This is a genomic window from Streptomyces sp. SUK 48 (assembly GCF_009650765.1).
GTDB lineage: Bacteria > Actinomycetota > Actinomycetes > Streptomycetales > Streptomycetaceae > Streptomyces.
The window spans coordinates 5518249-5535704 of record NZ_CP045740.1 but is presented as its reverse complement, the minus strand read 5'-3'; the positions used below and the strand labels follow the sequence as shown (position 1 = coordinate 5535704).

Below are 17456 nucleotides of genomic sequence, written 5' to 3'. Positions count from 1 at the left end.
TCAGTCCAGGGTCTGGACGATCTCGCTCCGCGCGGCCGTGTGCACCACACGGCCGCGCGCGCCGTTGACCAGCGGGAGGTACGGCGCCACATGCCCGCACTCGACATCGGCGAGGACCGGCACGCCCAGCGGCCCGAGGGCGTCGAGGACGGCCGCGTCCTGGGTGAGGGTCGGCGCGTCGGGGGCGTGGGTGCGGCCGACGAGGACGGCGGCGGCCCGGTCGAAGAACCCGGCCAGGCGCATGCCGTGCAGGTGGCGGGCGATGATGAGCGCGTTGTCCTCGCACGCCTCGACGTAGACGAGCAGCGGTTCCTCGCCCGCGAAGCGCGTGGTGTCCAGGTAGCGGCTCCCGGCGAGCGGGGCCACGGTCTCGATACAGCCGCCGATCAGCCGCCCCTCGACGTCCACGTCGCCCGCGCCGTCGAGCCGCCGCCAGCCGCCCGCGCCGTCCAGGGTGAACTCGCTGATCGCCGGGTCACGGGTCCAGTCGTCCCAGCCGCCGGTGCGGTGCCGGCCGGGCGGCCTCTGGGCGAACGGGCCGCCCTGGGGCGCGGCCACGATGTCCAGCCAGGACAGCAGCCCCTCGGGCACCCGGTACGGGGTGTCCATGAGGTTGTTGCCGTGCACGGTCGCCACCCCGGTCAGCAGGGTCAGCGGGGCGAGCACGGTCGACATGTCCGAGTAGCCGACCAGCCAGGTGGGTTCGGCCCGGCCGATCGCCTCGAAGTCCAGGTGGGGCATCAGGTCGATGGCCAGCTCGCCGCCCCACGGGGGATCACGGCCCGGACCGCGGGGTCGGTCAGCATCGCGGTCAGCTCGGCGGCGCGGTCGGCGGCCGGGGCGCTGACGTGGGTGGTGCCGTCCATGCACCGGCCGACCACCACCTCGTAGCCGCGCTTCTCGATCTCCTCGACCGCGGCATCGAGGCGGCCCCGGAGCGGCTCGGCCACGCCCGCGGAGGGCGAGGTCACACCGACACGGTCACCGGGGCGCAGGGGGCGCGGGTATCGAATGGTCATACGGGATGATCTCGGAGTCCCCGGGCCCCGGGCAACGCGATTAGGGGCGGTCCAGCCGCAGCCGCTCCGCCCTCGGCAGTCCCGCGACGACGAGGTCGTAGGAGTCCTCGATCAGCTCGCGCAGCAGCGGGTCCGGCAGGCCGCCGTCGGCGGTGACGGTGTTCCAGTGCCGCTTGTTCATGTGCCAGCCGGGGACGATCAGACCCTCGTGGTCGGCGCGCAGCCGCGCCGCGTCCTCCGGGTCGCACTTGAGGTTGACCGTCAGGGGCCGCGCGCCCAGGTTCGTCAGGGCGAACAGCTTGCCCAGCACCTTGAAGACCGAGGTCTCCGGGTTGAACGGGAAGTCCTCCACGGCCGCGTTGAAGGACAGGCAGAAGGCGCGCAGCTCCTTCGGGGTCACTCCGGTTTCTCCTCCCCGGCGGGCCCGGCGGGCTCCACCAGCACGGTGACGATCTTGTTCCGGCGGCCGGCGGAGGATTCCGCGGTGAGCTTCAGCCGCCGCTCGTCGGGGAGTTCGACCTCGGCGGACGCGCCCGCGATGGGGACGCGGCCGAGCGCCTTGGCGAGCAGTCCGCCGACGGTCTCCACGTCCTCGTCGTCGTACTCCTCCAGGCCGTACAGCTCGCCGAGGTCGGTGATGTCCAGGCGGGCGGTGACCCGGAAGCGGCCCTCGCCCAGGTCCACCACGGGCGGCAGTTCCCGGTCGTACTCGTCGGTGATCTCGCCGACGATCTCCTCCAGGATGTCCTCGATGGTGACGATGCCCGCGGTGCCGCCGTACTCGTCGATGACGACGGCGACGTGGTTGCGCTCCTTCTGCATCTCCCGCAGCAGGTCGCCCGCGTTCTTGGTGTCGGGCACGAAGACCGCCGGGCGCATGGCCGTGGAGACCAGGTCGCTCTCCGCGTCCCGGCTGATGTGCGTCTTGCGGACCAGGTCCTTGAGGTACACGATCCCGACGATGTCGTCCTCGCTCTCCCCGGTGACCGGTATCCGGGAGAACCCGGAGCGCAGGGCGAGGGTGAGGGCCTGCCGGATGGTCTTGAAGCGCTCGATGGTGACCAGGTCGGTGCGCGGCACCATGACCTCGCGCACCAGGGTGTCGCCCAGCTCGAAGACGGAGTGCACCATGCGGCGCTCCTCGTCCTCGATCAGCGAATCCTTCTCGGCCAGGTCGACCAGCGCGCGCAGTTCCGCCTCGGAGGCGAACGGGCCGCGCCGGAAGCCCTTGCCGGGGGTGAGCGCGTTGCCGATGAGGATCAGCAGCGAGGGGATCGGGCCCATCACCCGGGCCAGTGGCAGCAGGACGTAGGCGGCCGCGGTCGCGGTGTTCAGCGGGTGCTGGCGGCCGATGGTGCGCGGGGAGACCCCGACGGCGACGTACGACACCAGGACCATCACGGCGATGGCGACCAGCAGGGCCTGCCAGGTGGCCGAGAAAGCCTCCAGGCAGGCGTAGGTGACCAGGGCCGCGGCCGCCATCTCGCAGGCGACGCGGACCAGCAGGGCCACATTGAGGTAGCGGGTGGGGTCGGCGGCGATCTGCGCCAGCTTCTCGCCGCCGCGCCGCCCGGACTTCACGGCCTCCTCGGCCCGGAAGCTGGAGACCCGGGCGAGGCCCGCCTCCGCGCAGGCGGCGAGCCAGGCGACGACGACCAGCGCGATCGCGCCGATCACGATCTGCGGGGACATCCGGCCGCTTACGAGACGGTCGGCGCGGGAGACGGGCCGGTCAGGCCGTGCTCGGCCCGCCAGCCGTCCACGATGGCGGCCTGCAGCCCGAACATCTCGGCCTTCTCGTCCGGCTCCTCGTGGTCGTAGCCGAGCAGGTGCAGCACGCCGTGGACGGTGAGCAGCTGGAGCTCCTCGTCCATGGAGTGCTGCGTCGGGGCCTCGGCCCCCTGCCTGGTCGCGACCTCCGGGCACAGCACGATGTCACCGAGCAGCCCCTGCGGGGGCTCCTCGTCGTCCTTGCCCGGCGGACGCAGCTCGTCCATCGGGAAGGACATGACATCGGTGGGCCCGGGCAGATCCATCCACTGGATGTGCAGCTGCTCCATGGCGTCTTCGTCCACGACAATCACCGAGAGCTCGGAGAGCGGGTGGATGCGCATCCGCGCGAGCGCATAGCGGGCGATGTCGAGGATCGCCTGCTCGTCGACCTCGGTGCCGGATTCGTTGTTGACGTCGATCGACATGCTCGTGCCGGTCTACTTCCCCTTGGTGCCCTTGGCGCCGGTCCTGCCACGGCCCGCGTGCGAGCCGTTCTCCGTGCCGTTCTTGCTGTCGTACTTCTCGTACGCGTCGACAATACGGCCCACCAGCTTGTGCCGTACGACATCGTGGGACGTCAGCCGGGAGAAGTGCACGTCCTCGACGCCCTCCAGGATCTCCTGGACCTGGCGCAGACCGGACTTCGTGCCGTTGGGCAGGTCGACCTGCGTCACATCACCCGTGATCACGATCTTCGAGTCGAAGCCGAGGCGGGTGAGGAACATCTTCATCTGCTCGGGGCTGGTGTTCTGGGCCTCGTCCAGGATGATGAAGGCGTCATTAAGGGTACGGCCGCGCATGTATGCCAGCGGCGCGACCTCGATCGTGCCGGCGGCCATCAGCTTGGGGATGGAGTCCGGGTCGAGCATGTCGTGCAGCGCGTCGTACAGCGGGCGCAGGTAGGGGTCGATCTTCTCGTAGAGCGTGCCGGGCAGGAAGCCCAGCCGCTCGCCGGCCTCGACCGCGGGGCGGGTCAGGATGATCCGGTTGACCTGCTTGGACTGCAGGGCCTGGACGGCCTTGGCCATGGCCAGGTAGGTCTTGCCGGTACCGGCGGGGCCGATGCCGAAGACGACGGTGTGCTTGTCGATGGCGTCGACATAGCGCTTCTGGTTGAGGGTCTTGGGGCGGATGGTGCGGCCACGCGAGGACAGGATGTTCTGCGTCAGCACCTCGGCCGGGGTCTCCGAGCCTTCGCTCGTACCGTTGTCGCTCGCCTTGAGCATGGCGATCGAGCGCTCCACTGCGTCCTCCGTCATCGGCTGCCCGGTGCGCAGCACCAGCATCATCTCGTCGAACACGCGTGAGATCAGGGCGACGTCGGCGCTGTCGCCGACCGCGCTGATCTCATTGCCCCGGACATGGATGTCGGCCGCCGGGAAGGCTTTCTCGATCACGCGCAGGAGGGAGTCGCCGGAACCAAGAACGGTCACCATGGGGTGCTGGGCGGGCACGGTGAGCTGTGCTCTCGCCCGCTCCTGCGCGGGGGTGTGAGCTGTGGGTGTCTGTGTCATGGGCCGGCGCGAAGCCTTGTGCTTCCTCCTCATCGCGACCGCACCACCTAGGGCGGCCTCGTCGCTGTCCAGGGTACGCCGGACGGTTCAGAAGCCTGTAGGACTTTTCCTCCGGCCGGGGGGTGCGCCGCCGTCCGTCAGCCGGGGCCCCGGAAGCCGATCGTGGGCACGGCCCGGCGCAGCGGCCAGGGGCGGTCCAGCTCCTCCGGGACCAGGTGGTCGAGGAAGGCGTACCGCTGGAGCGCCATGGGGTCCTGGGCCGGCACGGACTGGACGCGGCGCCACCACGCGCCGATCTCCGACCAGCCGGGCGCCGACAGGGAGCCGCCGAACTCCTGCACGGACAGCGCGGCCGTGAGCCCCGCGAACGCCAGCCGGTCGGCCAGCGGCCAGCCCGCCAGGGAGCCGGTCACGAAGCCGGCCACGAAGACGTCCCCCGCGCCCGTGGGGTCCAGCGCCTCCACCGCGATCGCCGGGACCTCCGCGGCCTCGCCGGTGCGGCGGTCCACCGCGTACGCGCCCTCCGAGCCCAGCGTCACCACCGCCACCGGCACGTACGCGGTGAGCGCGTGCGCGGCCAGCCGGGGGCAGTCGGCGCCCGTGTACCGCTTGGCCTCCTCGGCGTTGGGCAGGAACGCCTCGCAGTGTTCGAGGTCGGACAGCCCCGCGAGGTCCCAGGCGCCGGTCTCGTCCCAGCCGACGTCGGCGAAGATCCGGGTCCCGCCGCGCGCGGCCTGGGCGATCCAGGGGGCGCGGCGGCCCGGGGTGAGGGAGGCGACGGCGGCGCGGGCGCGGGGCGGGCAGTCGGGGGCCGGCTCCTCCGGCGGCGGCTCGTGCCCGTGCGAGACCATGGTCCGCTCGCCCTCGTACGCCATGGACACGGTCACCGGCGAGTGCCAGCCGGGCACCGTCCGCGACGGGGTGAGGTCGATCCCCTCGCCCTGTTCGAGGGCGTCCCAGCAGTACTCCCCGTAGTGGTCGTCCCCGAAGGCCGCCGCGAGCGAGGTCCGCAGCCCGAGCCGGGCCAGCGCGCTGGCCATGTTGGCGACCCCGCCGGGGCTGGAGCCCATGCCGCGTGCCCAGGACTCGGTGCCGCGCACGGGCGCCGAGGCCAGGCCGGTGAAGATGATGTCGAGGAAGACGGTGCCCGTGAGATAGACGTCCCAGGGCGGGTCCCCGGGGGCGCGCCGCGCGGCGAGCGGATCGATCTGGGCCTGGCGGTGGCCCGCCCGGGTGAGGTGCTCGGGTTCCTCTCCGATGAGGGTGTGCGACGAGGTCACGGTGCGCTCCCTGGTGTGCTGGGTCTGGCCAGTGTGCACCACCGGGGCCGCCGTGCACGGGTATACGGCCGGGCCCGCGCACACGGGGACAAGTGCGCGCGCGCAGCGAAGAGCCCCGCCCCGCTCACGGCGGGACGGGGCTCTTCGGTGGAGCGCTGGGCAGGTCTTGCACCTGCATTTCCCCGCAGGAAGCGGGGCGTCTTGACTTGGACCACCAACGCACTGTCCGGCTACCGGAGTTCCGGCGGCCTCGACATGATCAATCATAGCCCATGCCGGGGCCGGTGCCGAACACGTGTCGGACCACGTACGCGTCCACCTCCAGAAGACGTACGCGTCTAGAAGACGTACGCGTCCACCTCGGCGAGATACCGGGCGCGGCGCTCCTCGTCGTCCTCCAGGAAGGAGGCGAGGAAGGAGTTGCGGGCCAGTTCGCGCAGCCGGTCCTCGGTCAGCCCGAGACTCTCGCGCACCGCCTGGAAGTTGTCGTCGGCGTACCCGCCGAAGTAGGCCGGGTCGTCGGAGTTGACCGTGCACAGCAGCCCCGCCTCCAGCATGGCCGGCAGCGGGTGGTCGGCCAGGGTGTCCACCGTGCGCAGCCGGACGTTGGACAGCGGGCACAGGGTGAGCGGGACGCGCTCGCGCACCAGCCGCTCCACCAGCTCGGGGTCCTCCATGCAGCGCAGCCCGTGGTCGACGCGCTCGATGCCGAGCAGGTCCAGGGACTGGGTGATGTACTCCGGCGGCCCCTCCTCACCGGCGTGCGCCACCCGGCGCAGCCCGAGCCCGGCGGCGGTCTCGTACACCTGGCGGAACTTCGCCGGCGGGTGCCCGACCTCGGCGGAGTCCAGGCCGACGCCGGTGATCCGGTCGAGGTACGGCCGCGCGGCCTGAAGGGTCTCCAGCGCGGAGTCGGCGGACTCGTCGCGCAGGAAGCACAGGATGAGCCTGGTGGAGACGCCGTGGTTCTCCTCGCTGCGGCCGAGCGCCGCCCACAGCCCCTCCACGACGGTGCCCATGTCCAGACCGCGGGCGAGGTGGGCCTGCGGGTCGAAGAAGATCTCCGCGTGCCGTACGCCCTGCGCCGCGGCGCGGGTCAGGTAGGCGTTGGCCAGGTCCTCGAAGTCCCGCTCGGTGCGCAGGACGGTCATCAGCTCGTAGTACAGATTCAGAAAGGACTGGAGGTCCGCGAACCGGTACGCCTCGCGCAGCTCGTCCGTGTCGGCGTAGCGCAGCTTCACGCCGTTGCGGGCGGCCAGGTCGAAGGCCAGCTCCGGCTCCAGGGTGCCTTCGATGTGGAGGTGCAGTTCTGCTTTGGGGAGGGGCATCAAAGCATCGTACGGCGCACTTACCGTCGTTTCGGAACCGGCACTCGCTGGAGGTCGTACGCCACCGTCAGCTCACCCGCGAAGCCCGCGGTCCGCGCCTGCCGCTCGAATTCGCCGGGCTCCGCGTACCGCTGGCTGAAGTGGGTGAGCACGAGATGCCGTACCCCCGCCCCGCGCGCGACCGCCCCCGCCTGCCCGGCCGTCAGGTGCCCGTGCTCCACGGCGAGTTCCTCGTCCTCGTCGAGGAACGTGGACTCGATGACCAGCAGGTCGCAGCCCTCGGCGAGCGTGTACACGCCCTCGCAGAGCCGGGTGTCCATGACGAACGCGAACCGCTGTCCGCGCCGTACCTCGCTGACCTCCTCCAGCGTCACGTCCCCGAGCCGCCCCTCGCGCTGGAGCACGCCCACGTCCGGCCCCTTGATGCCGTGCGCGGCGAGCCGCTCGGGCAGCATCCGGCGGCCGTCGGGCTCGGTCAGCCGGTATCCGTACGACTCCACCGGGTGCGAGAGCCTGCGGGCGTCCAGGGTGTACGCCGGGGTCACCGCGAGGGCGCCGTCGGCGGTCACCGGGACCTCGGTGACGCCGACGGTCTCCCGGTACGCGGTGGCGTACCGCAGCCGGTCGAAGAAGCGCTGCCCGGAGGCCGGGTAGTGCGCGGTGATCTCGTGCGGCACCCGGTCCAGGTTGATGCGCTGGATGACCCCGGCGAGGCCGAGGCTGTGGTCGCCGTGGAAGTGGGTGACGCAGAGGCGGTTCAGGTCGTGCGCGGCGACCCCGGCGCGCAGCATCTGCCGCTGGGTGCCCTCGCCGGGGTCGAAGAGGATGCCCTCGCCGTCCCAGCGCAGCAGATAGCCGTTGTGGTTGCGGTGCCGGGTCGGGACCTGGCTCGCGGTGCCGAGGACGACGAGTTCACGGACGGACACGGCGTTCTATCCGGGCGGCCACTGGAGACCGCGGCCGCCGAGCACGTGTCCGTGGGCGTGCCAGACGGTCTGTCCCGCGCCGGCGCCGGTGTTGAAGACGACGCGGTAGCTGTCCAGCTTCTCCTCGTCGGCCACCGCCCGGGTCTCGCGCAGCACGTCCGCGGCGACCTCGGGGGCGCCGGCGGCGAGCGCGGCGGCGTCCCGGTAGTGGACCTTGGGGATGACCAGGACGTGCGTGGGGGCCTGCGGGTTTATGTCCCGGAAGGCGAGGGTGGTTTCCGTCTCGCGGACGACGGTGGCCGGGATGTGGCCCGCGACGATTTTGCAGAACAGGCAGTCGTCCTGCGGTTCTCCAGCCATTTCGCGTGCGCTCGCTTTCGCCGGGATCGGGTCGAGGGGATCATCGTAGTCGGTGGGGGCGCGGGTGGGTCGTGGTCGTTCACGCCCCCGGGAAACCCGGCCGCCTATCATCGATGGATGATCTTCATCGTCGTCAAGTTCCCCGTGAAACCCGAGCACACCGAAGCGTGGCCGCAGCACGTCGACGCCTTCACCCGGGCCACCCGCGCCGAACCCGGCAACCTGTGGTTCGAGTGGTCCCGCAGCCTGGAGGAGCCCGACACCTACGTCCTCGTCGAGGCGTTCCAGGACGACGCCGGCGAGGCGCACGTCAACTCCGACCACTTCCGCGCCGGTCTGGAAACGATGCGCCCCCTGCTGCGCCGCACCCCCGACATCGTCAGCACCACCATCGAGGGAGCGGACGGCTGGAGCGCGATGGGCGAGCTGTCCGTCGACTGACGTACGAGGCGGCTAGAGGGGCGGCAGCGCCGGGGGTGTCCTGGCGGGTGCCGCCTCCAGCGCTTCCAGGGCCAGCCTGATCGCCTCGTCCAGTTGCGGGTCCGTGCCTCGCGCCCAGTCCTGGGGGCGGTGGACGACCTCCACGTCCGGGTCGACGCCGTGGTTCTCGACGTTCCAGGCGGGCCCGTCCAGCCACATGGCGTATTTGGGCTGGGTGACCAGGGTGCCGTCGACCAGGCGGTAGCGGCTGTCGATGCCGATGACACCGCCCCAGGTGCGGGTGCCGACGACGGGGCCGATGCCGAGGGCCTTGATGGCGGCGTTGACGATGTCGCCGTCGGAGCCGGAGAACTCGTTGGCGACGGCGACGACGGGGCCGCGCGGGGCGTGCCGGGGGTAGCTGAAGGGGCGGCGGCCGCGGGGCATGTCCCAGCCCACGACGCGGCGGGCCAGTATCTCCACGACCAGCTGGGAGGTGTGGCCGCCGCGGTTCTCCCGGACGTCCACGATCAGGCCCTCGCGGGCGACCTCGACGCGCAGATCGCGGTGGATCTGGGCCCAGCCGGGGGCCTGCATGTCGGGGACGTGCAGATAGCCGAGGCGGCCGCCGGAGTGCTCGTGGACACGGGCGCGGCGGCCCGCGACCCAGGCGTGGTAGCGCAGGGGTTCCTCGTCGGCGAGCGGGACGACCACGACGTGCCGGGGGTCGCCGCCAGCCGCGGGCGAGACGGTGAGTTCGACGGGGCGGCCGGCCGTGCCGGTGAGCAGGGGGCCGGGTCCGGTCACCGGGTCGACGGGGTGGCCGGCGACGGCGAGGATCGTGTCGCCGGGGCGGACGGCGACGCCGGGCGCGGCGAGCGGGCTGCGGGCCTGCGGGTCGGAGGTCTCCGAGGGCAGGACGCGGTCGACGCGCCAACCGCCGTCCCCGTGGCGGGAGATGTCGGCGCCGAGCAGGCCCTGGCGGGGGCCGTGGCCGTGGCCGCCGCGGGGGACGACGTAGGCGTGCGAGGTGCCGAGTTCGCCGTGCACCTCCCACAGCAGGTCGACCAGGTCGTCGTGGGTGGCGAGGCGGTCCAGGACCGGGCGGTAGCGGTCGAGGACGCCGTCCCAGTCGACGCCGCCGAGGTCGGGGCGCCAGAAGTTGTCGCGCATGAGGCGGCCGGTCTCGTCGTACATCTGCCGCCACTCGGCGACGGGGTCGACGGTCTGCCGGATGCGGCCGAGGTCCACGGTGATGTTGGAGTCGCTGTCCTCGTCGGCGGAGGCGCGGCGGTCGCTGGGTACGACCTTGAGCTTGCCGTCGGTCCACAGCAGGACCCGCTTGCCGTCGCCGCTCACCTCGAAGTGGTCGGCGTCCGCGGCGAGATGCTCCAGGCGCCGCTGGGCGAGGTCGTAGCGCTCCAGCTCGGTGCCGGGGGCGGCCTCGTCGGGGGTGGCGCGGGTGGTGCCGAGGACGCCGTGCAGCGGGTGGCGCAGCCAGAGCACGCCGTCCTTGGCGGCGCGCAGATTGCCGTAGCGGGCGGACTCGACCGGGAAGGGCACGATGCGGTCGGCGAGCCCGTCGAGGTCGATCCGGGTGGTGGGGACGCCCTCGCTGTCGGGGGTCTCCTCCTTGTCGGAGGTCTCGAACGGGCGGCCGTGGCGCTGCGGTCCGAACGGGGAGGGGGTGGTCGCGGCGAGGGTGATCAGGTAGGGGCGGGTGCCGCCCACGAAGGCCAGGTCGAAGACGTGTTCGTCGTAGACCGGGTCGAAGGAGCGGTTGGAGAGGAAGGCGAGGTGCTTGCCGTCGAGGGTGAAGGCGGGCGCGTGGTCCTTGAAGCGCAGCGGGGTGGCCTCGCCGACGGTGAGGTCGGTGGTGTGGGCGAGCCGCAGCTGGCTCAGCGGGCGGGGGCCGGGGTGGGTCCAGGCGAGCCAGGCGGAGTCGGGCGAGAAGGTGAGGTCGCGGACGTCGCCGTCCTCGCTCTGGTCGACCTCGCGGACCTCGCCGGTCTCCCGTTCGACCAGGAGGAGCCGGCCGTCGTGGGCGGCGACGGCGGCGCGGCTGCCGTCGGGGCCATGGCGAGTTCCAGGACCCGGCCGAGGCGTCCGGCGGCGAGCCGGCGCGGGGTGGCGCCCAGGGCGGTGCCGGTGGCGGGGGCGAACTCCAGGGCGTCCTCGCCCTCGGCATCGGTGACCCAGACGACCCATTCCTCGCCGTCGGCACGGAAGGTGCGGGGCAGCCGGGTGCGGACGCCGGGCTCGGCGGCGAGGGCGCGCACCGGGCCGGAGCGGTGGGTGACCCAGTGGACGGCGCCGCGCAGGCCGACGGCGCTGCCGCGGGCGGTGTGGTCGGGGGCGGCCGAGCCGTACCAGGGGGAGGTGTGCGCCTGGAAGGGCTGGAGTTCGAGGCGGGGGCCGCCGAGGTGGATGTCCAGGGGGCGCGGTTCGGCGCCGTCGAGGTCGTCGAGGAGCCAGAGCCGGCCGGCGCTGGTGTAGACGACGCGGGTGCCGTCGGTGGCGGCGTGCCGGGCGTAGAAGCCGTCGAGGGGGGTGTGCCGGCGCAGGTCGGAGGCGTCGGCGCGGGAGGAGTAGACGGCGCCGGTGCCCTCGTGGTCGGAGAGGAAGGCGATGCGATCGCCGGCCCAGAGGGGGTACTCGATGTTGCCGTCGAGTTCCGCGTGCAGCCGGGTGAACTCGCCGTCTCCGTCCCGGTCGATCCACAGCTTGCCCGCGGTGCCGCCGCGGTAGCGCTTCCACCAGGCGGCCTCGCGGCCCATCGGGGCGGACAGCAGCACCGGGTGCGGGCCGTGGGCGACCTCGCCGACGGGGCCGTACGGCAGGGTGGTGGCGGGTCCGCCGTCGAGGGGGACGGCGCGGGCCCAGGTGCGGCGCGGGCTGGGCTGGCCGGTGGTGCTCAGCGCGAGGACCCGGCCCTCGGGGGTCCAGCCGCGGACCTGGGTGCGCCGGCTGCCCCAGTGGGTGAGGCGCTTGGACGGTCCGCCGTCGACGGGGGCGATGTGCACCTCGGGGGCGCCGTCGCGGGTGGAGGTCCAGGCGAGGGTGGCCCCGTCGGGCGAGATGCGGGGGTGGTCCACCGGGGTGTCGTCGGCGCTGGCCCGCCAGGCGCGGCCCCCGTCGAGGGGGGCGAGCCACACGTCGTCCTCGGCGACGAAGGTCACCAAGTCGCCGTGCAGGTGCGGGTATCGGAGGTAGCCGGAGGTTCCTGTCGAAGCGCCCTGAGTCACTCCGTCACCTTACGCAGCGGCCACCGTCCACGGGTCTCTTTTCGATCACTTGCCCGCCACGGGCAGGCAGTTGGGGTCGCTCTGGCACCAGAGGGTCCGGGTGACGGTGACCGTGACGGCGGGTTGCGCGCCGGCGGGCGGGTAGCCGGGCGGGCGGTACGTCGGCTCCGGCGCGGCCGAGCAGTCGCCGAGCCCGCTGACGTGGAACACCTGCTTCCCGCCGACCCTGGCCCGCAGGTCGCCGCGGACACAGGCGCCGCTCACGGCCCGGGTCACCTCTCCGTTGACGGTGATCCGCCCCGGTCCCTGGTCTCGCCCTGGCAGTCCACGGAGACGACCGCGCTCTGTCCCGGCGCGAGGGTCGCCCCGGCACCGCCGCCCGGATCGCCGACGCAGTTGAGCCAGCTGACGTCCACGTCCGCCCGTTCCAGCCGCGCGCTCGCCATCGTGCCGGTGGTGTAGGCGACCCCGGACGCACCGAGCACGTCCGCCTGGCAGCCCACGGCCCCGGCACCGATCACGCCGACGATCCCGGCAACAGCGGCCACACGCGGCCGAATCCACCTGAATGCCCCCATGCACGGCAGACTGCCAGCACGGGGAGGCGGAGGGAAGCCTGTGCCCGAGCACTCACCCGTTCGGCGTGCACCTCGAGTGATCCGATGCGCGGCGAACGCAGGCGGCGGCAGCTCGTGTTGCCGGACGGGACGGCGTACCGGTGGACGGTCCGGCACCGGCACACCGAGGGCGGCCCGTGCGCGCGGACCCTGTCCCTGTACCGGGAGGGGGCGCTCACGCGCCTCGCGTCCCGGGCGGTGGCCACCGGCGCGGGCGCCCGCGCGGGCCTGGTCGCCGACGGCCTCGGGCACGTCGTCGATCTGCACGAGCCGAGCGCCGTACGGACGTTTGCCGAGGAACTGCGGCGGCGCGGGCAACCGGCCGGTGACCTGGACGGCTGGGCTCTGCCGCCCGCCGTCGCCCGTGCCCTCAGCCCCGCAGCAGCAGCCACTCCTGGAGTTCCACCAGGTTGTCCTCCGGGTCCTTGAGGTGGGCGACGCGCATGCGGTCGGTCAGGGCGGTGGGGGCTGGAGGAGGGTGGCGCCGCGGGAGGTGATGTCGGCGCAGTAGGCGTCGAGGTCGTCGACGCGCAGGACGACCAGGGAGCGGTGGCCGTCGGCGGGACCGGCGAGTTCGGGCAGGAGTTCGGCCATCATGGCGCGGTCCTGGAGGGCGATGCCCGCGGAGCCCGCGTGAGGGCTGAACTTCTCGTAGGGGCCCTCGGTCGCGCCGGACTGCGGCTTCAGGCCGAGGACCTCGGCGTAGAAGCGGTAGCAGGCGGCGAAGTCGCTGACGAGGAGCCGTACTTGGGCGAGTTCCATGGTGTCCCCAGTCGATGTTCAGGACCAGCGGCCGGTGCGTCCCAGGAGGAGGGCCGCGGCCGCGGTGCCGGCGGTGGAGGTGCGCAGAACACTGGGTCCGAGGACGTACGCCCGCGCGCCCGCCTCCTCGAAAAGCGCCAACTCGTCCCGGGAGACGCCCCCTTCGGGACCGACCACCAGCACGATCTCGCCCTCGGCGGGGAGTTCGGCGGTGGCCAGCGCCGCGCTGGTGTGCTCGAAGTCGGAGTGCAGCACCCCGGCGAAGTCGGCCCCGGCCAGCAGCGCCGCGACCTGCTTGGTGCTCGCCGCCTCCGCGACCTGGGGGAACCGCACCCGCCTCGACTGCTTCCCGGCCTCGCGCGCGGTCGCCCGCCACTTGCCGAGCGCCTTCAGCCCCCGCTCGCCCCGCCACTGCGTGATGCAGCGCGCGGCCTGCCACGGCACGATCGCGTCGACCCCGACCTCGGTCATCGTCTCGACGGCCACCTCCCCCCGGTCGCCCTTGGGAAGAGCCTGCACGACCGTGATCCGGGGCCGCGGCGCGGGCTCCTCGGACACCTCCGGCAGCCGGACGACGAGACGGTCCTTGCCCTCGCTGCCGAGCACCTCGCACACCGCGTAGCGCCCCGCGCCGTCGGTGAGCACGACCTCCTCGCCGGCCTCGAGGCGCTTGACCGAGACCGCGTGCCGGCCCTCGGGGCCGTCCAGGACATAGCGGTCGCCGTCCGCGGTGAAGTCCGCCACGACGAAGACGGGCGCGGTCATCGGGCGCCCCCCTGGGCGAACGCCGCCCGGGCCTCGGCGAGTTCGGCCGCCAGCACCTCGACGAGGTGCCCGGCGGGCAGCTCCCGGGCCAGCCGGTGGCCCTGGCCCGCCCACAGCGCCATGCCCTGCGCGTCCCCGGCCTTCGCGGCGGCCTTGCGCAGCGGCGAGGTGAGGTGGTTGATCTCCGGGTACGCGGCGGGCGCGTACGGACCGTGCTCGCGCAGGAAGCGGTTGACCAGGCCGCGCGCCGGGCGGCCGGTGAACGCGCGGGTCAACTCGGTGCGGACGAACAGGGGGTTGGTCAGCGCCTCCTTGTGCACGGCGGGCGCGCCGGACTCGGGGGTGGCGAGGAAGGCGGTGCCCAGCTGGGCCGCGCTCGCACCCGCCGCGAGGACCGCGGCGATCTGGGCGCCGCGCATGATCCCGCCGGCGGCGACGACGGGGAGGCGCACCGCCTCCCGGATCTGGGTGATCAGGGACAGCAGGCCGAGGCCGGTGCCGTCGTTCTCCGGGACGTCCCGGTGCGTGCCCTGGTGGCCGCCCGCCTCCACGCCCTGGGCGATCACCGCGTCCGCCCCGGCCCGCTCCACCGCGACGGCCTCCTCGGCGGTGGTGGCGGTGACCAGCGTGAACGTCCCGGCCCGCCGCAGCCGTTCCAGCGCCTCCCGGCTCGGCACCCCGAAGTGGAAGGAGACCACCGGCACCGGGTCGTCCAGGAGCACCGCGAGCTTCGCGTCGTAGCCGTCGTCGCGGCCGCTGTCCGGATCGCCCAGCTCGGTCTCGTACCAGGCGGCCTCGCCGGCGAGCTGGTGGGCGTAGACCTCGACCGCGCCGCTCTCCGCGTACTCGGGCTGGGGCATGAACACGTTCACGCCGAAGGGCCGGTCGGTGAGGCTCCGCAGCCGCTTGATCTCCTGGTACACACCGTCGGCCGTCTTGTACCCGGCGGCCAGGAATCCGAGCCCGCCGGCCTCGGACACGGCGGCGGCGAGCTCCGGCCCGGAGACGCCGCCCGCCATGGGGGCCTGCACGATCGGGTGAGGGAGAAGATCGGTCAGCGCGGAGGACATGACCGCATGGTGTCACGTCCTTTGAACAAGTCCGAATCGGGTGCCATGATCGGCATATTCCATTACGGGCCCGGTCAGAGGCGGTGCCGGCGTCCGCGAACAGGCCGCGGCGGCCTCCGCCCGGAGGCCGCCGCGGCACCTGTCGCCATCGGGCGGTCAGCGCCCGTTGAACGCGTCCTTCAGCCGCGAGAACAGCCCCTGCTGGCCCGGCTGGAACTGCCCCTGCGGGCGCTCCTCGCCGCGCAGCTTGGACAGCTCGCGCAGCAGCCGCTCCTGCTCGGCGTCGAGCTTCGTCGGGGTCTGCACCTCGACGTGCACGATGAGGTCGCCCCGGCCGCCGCCCCGCAGATGCGTGACGCCGCGGCCGTGCAGCGGGATCGACTGCCCGGACTGGGTCCCGGGCCGGATGTCGATCTCCTCCATGCCGTCCAGCGTCTCCAGCGGCACCTTGGTGCCGAGGGCCGCCGCGGTCATCGGGAGGGTGACCGTGCAGTGCAGATCGTCGCCGCGGCGCTGGAAGCGCGGGTGCGGCAGCTCGTGGATCTCGACGTACAGGTCGCCGGCCGGGCCGCCGCCGGGGCCGACCTCGCCCTCGCCCGCGAGCTGGATGCGGGTGCCGTTGTCGACACCGGCCGGGATCTTCACGGTCAGCGTGCGGCGCGAGCGGACCCGGCCGTCACCGGCGCACTCCGGGCAGGGCGTGGGGACCACGGTCCCGAAGCCCTGGCACTGGGGGCACGGCCGCGAGGTCATGACCTGGCCCAGGAAGGACCGGGTGACCTGCGAGACCTCACCGCGGCCGCGGCACATGTCGCAGGTCTGCGCCGAGGTGCCGGGGGCCGCGCCCTCGCCGTTGCAGGTGTTGCAGACGATCGCGGTGTCGACCTGGATCTCCTTGGTCGTCCCGAAGGCCGCCTCGTCCAGTTCCACCTCGATCCGGATCATCGCGTCCTGGCCGCGCCGGGTGCGCGAGCGCGGCCCGCGCTGCGACGCCGTGCCGAAGAACGCGTCCATGATGTCGGAGAAGTTGCCGAAACCACCGGCCCCGAAGCCGCCCGCGCCGGCGCCGCCGGACTGCGAGAGGGGGTCGCCGCCGAGGTCGTAGACCTGCTTCTTCTGCGGGTCCGACAGCACCTCGTAAGCGGCGTTGATCTCCTTGAACCGCTCCTGGGTCTTCGGATCCGGGTTGACGTCCGGGTGCAGCTCGCGTGCGAGCCGACGGAACGCCTTCTTGATCTCATCCTGCGACGCGTCGCGGCGCACGCCGAGAACGGCGTAGTAGTCCGTGGCCACTTACGACTCCGCCAGGATCTGTCCGACGTACCGTGCCACTGCGCGTACCGCTCCCATCGTTCCCGGGTAGTCCATGCGGGTCGGTCCGACCACGCCGAGCTTGGCAACCGCCTCGCCGCCCGAACCGTAGCCCACCGACACCACGGAGGTGGAGTTGAGTCCTTCATGGGCGATCTCGTGCCCGATGCGCACGGTCATGCCCGGATCCTTCGCCTCGCCGAGGAGTTTGAGGAGCACGACCTGCTCCTCGAGGGCCTCCAGGACGGGCCGGATCGTGAGAGGGAAATCATGTCCGAAGCGGGTGAGATTGGCGGTGCCGCCGATCATCAGCCGCTCCTCGTTCTCCTCGACCAGTGTCTCCAGAAGGGTGGAGAGCACTGTGGAGACCGTACCGCGATCCTCGTGTTCGAAGGCGTCCGGCAGGTCCTCGACCAGCTTCGGCACATCCGCGAACCGGCGTCCCGCGACCCGGCTGTTGAGCCGCGCGCGCAGATCCGCGAGGGATGCCTCGCCGAACGGCGCCGGGCAGTCGACCATCCGCTGCTCGACCCGGCCGGTGTCCGTGATCAGCACGAGCATCACGCGCGCCGGGGCGAGCGCGAGCAGTTCCACGTGCCGCACGGTGGACCGGGTCAGGGACGGGTACTGCACGACGGCGACCTGCCGGGTCAGCTGCGCGAGCAGCCGCACCGTGCGCGCCACGACGTCGTCCAGGTCGACGGCGCCGTCCAGGAAGTTCTGGATCGCGCGGCGCTCGGGCGCGGTCATCGGCTTGACGCCCGCGAGCTTGTCGACGAAGAGGCGGTAGCCCTTGTCGGTGGGGATGCGCCCCGCACTGGTGTGCGGCTGCGCGATGTATCCCTCGTCCTCCAGGGCCGACATGTCATTGCGCACGGTCGCCGGGGAGACGCCGAGGTTGTGCCGCTCGGTCAGGGCCTTGGACCCGACCGGCTCCTCGGTGCCGACATAGTCCTGGACGATGGCGCGCAGCACCTGAAGCCTGCGTTCACTCAGCATTCGCGCGCACCTCCAGCACGTCGTCCCCTCACTCCCGCGGTTGTCCCTCTTGTGTCCGTCTTGTGTC

General features: G+C 72.7%; 16 protein-coding genes and 3 pseudogenes. 2 read left to right on the top strand and 17 right to left on the bottom strand.

All coding sequences use genetic code 11. The annotated features are described in order from the left end of the window. From GHR20_RS24345 to GHR20_RS24305, 9 genes and pseudogenes are all read right to left on the bottom strand, one after another. Positions 1–1019: pseudogene (locus tag GHR20_RS24345) on the bottom strand (S66 peptidase family protein). A gap of 40 nt (positions 1020–1059) precedes the next feature. Then, on the bottom strand, positions 1060–1419 hold the full coding sequence (locus GHR20_RS24340; protein WP_111582060.1) for an MmcQ/YjbR family DNA-binding protein: 360 nt from the start codon (positions 1417–1419) through the stop codon (positions 1060–1062). Then, on the bottom strand, positions 1416–2711 hold the full coding sequence (locus tag GHR20_RS24335; RefSeq protein WP_111582059.1) for a hemolysin family protein: 1296 nt from the start codon (positions 2709–2711) through the stop codon (positions 1416–1418). Before GHR20_RS24335 ends, GHR20_RS24340 begins: the two co-directional genes overlap by 4 nt. 8 nt (positions 2712–2719) lie before the next feature. Further along, entirely contained in the window at positions 2720–3217 is a 498-nt protein-coding gene (gene ybeY / locus GHR20_RS24330) for an rRNA maturation RNase YbeY (RefSeq protein WP_111582058.1), read from the bottom strand. Between the two features lie 12 nt (positions 3218–3229). Then, complete coding sequence (locus GHR20_RS24325; RefSeq protein ID WP_111582057.1) at positions 3230–4306, bottom strand: PhoH family protein; 1077 nt, start codon at positions 4304–4306, stop codon at positions 3230–3232. A 137-nt stretch (positions 4307–4443) separates the two neighbouring features. Further along, positions 4444–5565: a PfkB family carbohydrate kinase gene (locus GHR20_RS24320; RefSeq protein WP_243878400.1), complete on the bottom strand. Its 1122-nt coding sequence runs from the start codon at positions 5563–5565 to the stop codon at positions 4444–4446. 359 nt (positions 5566–5924) lie between these two features. Continuing rightward, on the bottom strand, positions 5925–6914 hold the full coding sequence (locus tag GHR20_RS24315; RefSeq protein WP_153814368.1) for an adenosine deaminase: 990 nt from the start codon (positions 6912–6914) through the stop codon (positions 5925–5927). 20 nt (positions 6915–6934) lie between these two features. Further along, positions 6935–7840, bottom strand: coding sequence for a ribonuclease Z (locus GHR20_RS24310; protein WP_153814367.1), 906 nt, complete (start codon positions 7838–7840; stop codon positions 6935–6937). Between the two features lie 6 nt (positions 7841–7846). Beyond that, positions 7847–8200 (bottom strand): histidine triad nucleotide-binding protein, encoded by a 354-nt coding sequence (locus GHR20_RS24305; protein ID WP_153814366.1) that lies wholly within the window; start codon positions 8198–8200, stop codon positions 7847–7849. Between the two features lie 117 nt (positions 8201–8317). Between GHR20_RS24305 and GHR20_RS24300 the strand changes: the two genes are divergently transcribed. Continuing rightward, positions 8318–8641 (top strand): putative quinol monooxygenase, encoded by a 324-nt coding sequence (locus GHR20_RS24300; protein ID WP_153814365.1) that lies wholly within the window; start codon positions 8318–8320, stop codon positions 8639–8641. 12 nt (positions 8642–8653) lie between these two features. On the opposite strand, the pseudogene GHR20_RS24295 reads toward GHR20_RS24300, so the two are convergent. The 3 genes and pseudogenes from GHR20_RS24295 to GHR20_RS38380 form a co-directional block, all read right to left on the bottom strand. Continuing rightward, positions 8654–11814 (bottom strand): annotated as a pseudogene (locus GHR20_RS24295) (PDZ domain-containing protein). A gap of 96 nt (positions 11815–11910) precedes the next feature. Continuing rightward, positions 11911–12129: a hypothetical protein gene (locus tag GHR20_RS38385; protein WP_343336019.1), complete on the bottom strand. Its 219-nt coding sequence runs from the start codon at positions 12127–12129 to the stop codon at positions 11911–11913. Between the two features lie 8 nt (positions 12130–12137). After that, positions 12138–12413, bottom strand: coding sequence for a hypothetical protein (locus tag GHR20_RS38380; RefSeq protein WP_343336018.1), 276 nt, complete (start codon positions 12411–12413; stop codon positions 12138–12140). 114 nt (positions 12414–12527) lie between these two features. Between GHR20_RS38380 and GHR20_RS24285 the strand changes: the two genes are divergently transcribed. Next, positions 12528–12911 carry a hypothetical protein gene (locus GHR20_RS24285; RefSeq protein ID WP_153814364.1) on the top strand — a complete coding sequence of 128 codons (384 nt, stop codon included), beginning with the start codon at positions 12528–12530 and terminating at the stop codon, positions 12909–12911. On the opposite strand, the pseudogene GHR20_RS24280 reads toward GHR20_RS24285, so the two are convergent. The 5 genes and pseudogenes from GHR20_RS24280 to hrcA form a co-directional block, all read right to left on the bottom strand. After that, a pseudogene (locus GHR20_RS24280) lies at positions 12853–13244 on the bottom strand (VOC family protein). The gene GHR20_RS24285 and the pseudogene GHR20_RS24280 sit on opposite strands and share 59 nt — an antisense overlap. An 18-nt stretch (positions 13245–13262) precedes the next feature. Then, positions 13263–14009, bottom strand: a complete 747-nt coding sequence (locus GHR20_RS24275) for a 16S rRNA (uracil(1498)-N(3))-methyltransferase (RefSeq protein WP_153814363.1) — start codon at positions 14007–14009, stop codon at positions 13263–13265. Further along, positions 14006–15079 carry a nitronate monooxygenase gene (locus GHR20_RS24270; protein ID WP_153814362.1) on the bottom strand — a complete coding sequence of 358 codons (1074 nt, stop codon included), beginning with the start codon at positions 15077–15079 and terminating at the stop codon, positions 14006–14008. Before GHR20_RS24270 ends, GHR20_RS24275 begins: the two co-directional genes overlap by 4 nt. Positions 15080–15235: 156 nt before the next feature. After that, positions 15236–16372, bottom strand: coding sequence for a molecular chaperone DnaJ (gene dnaJ, locus GHR20_RS24265; RefSeq protein WP_148023811.1), 1137 nt, complete (start codon positions 16370–16372; stop codon positions 15236–15238). After that, positions 16373–17389: a heat-inducible transcriptional repressor HrcA gene (gene hrcA / locus GHR20_RS24260; RefSeq protein WP_111582045.1), complete on the bottom strand. Its 1017-nt coding sequence runs from the start codon at positions 17387–17389 to the stop codon at positions 16373–16375. Positions 17390–17456 lie beyond the last annotated feature (67 nt).